The organism is Vibrio sp. 704, from assembly GCF_033339295.1.
The window spans coordinates 1-879 of record NZ_JAWOUH010000220.1; the positions used below are offsets into that span (position 1 = coordinate 1).

1 protein-coding gene is annotated in these 879 nt (G+C 52.1%); it reads right to left on the reverse strand.

Annotated elements, in window-relative coordinates; genetic code table 11:
- On the reverse strand, positions 1–879 hold an 879-nt coding region (locus R7R24_RS25570; RefSeq protein WP_318119911.1), incomplete at both ends, for a dihydroxy-acid dehydratase.

The window sequence follows — 879 nt, forward strand, 5'->3', positions numbered from 1 at the left end:
TTTCACTTTGCCGCCAAGGATGCCGTCTACCGCATCTTCCTGGCTTTCAAACACTACTGCAGGGCCAGTAAATTTCAGGATGCTTTCGTCCACACCAGCAGTCTTCACGATACAACCATCCAGCGCGATGTTGCCTTTCAGAACGGCAAGGCCGCCATCTTGGCTGAAGGCGTTTTCTTTGGTGCGGATACAGCCTTCCGCGCGGTCATCATCGAGGGTATCCCAGCGACAATCTTGCGAGAATGCTTGTGTGGTGCGGATACCCGCAGGGCCAGCACGGTAGAATGATTTCACTTCTTCTGAATCGGTCAGCATGATGTCGTATTTGGCTAGCTGTTCTTCCCAGGTCAGTCCTAGGACAGTCTTAGACTGATTGTGCAGCAGACCTGCACGGTTCAGTTCACCAAGGATACCGACAACGCCACCCGCACGGTGTACATCTTCCATGTGGTATTTCTGCGTTGAAGGAGCCACTTTACAAAGGTGTGGTACTTGGCGAGACATGCGGTCGATGTCCGTCATATCAAAATCGACTTCACCTTCTTGCGCTGCAGCTAAAAGGTGTAACACCGTATTGGTCGAACCGCCCATTGCGATGTCGAGTGCCATCGCGTTTTCAAATGCGGCTTTGGTCGCGATATTGCGTGGTAGAGCCGTTTCGTCATCTTGCTCGTAGTAGCGTTTGGTGAGTTCAACGATGCGTTTACCTGCATTGATAAACAGCTCTTTACGGTCGGCATGCGTTGCCAACAGCGAGCCGTTGCCTGGCTGAGACAACCCCAGAGCTTCTGTCAGACAGTTCATTGAGTTTGCGGTGAACATGCCTGAACACGATCCACACGTTGGGCATGCACTGCGTTCGATCTGTTCGCTTTGTTC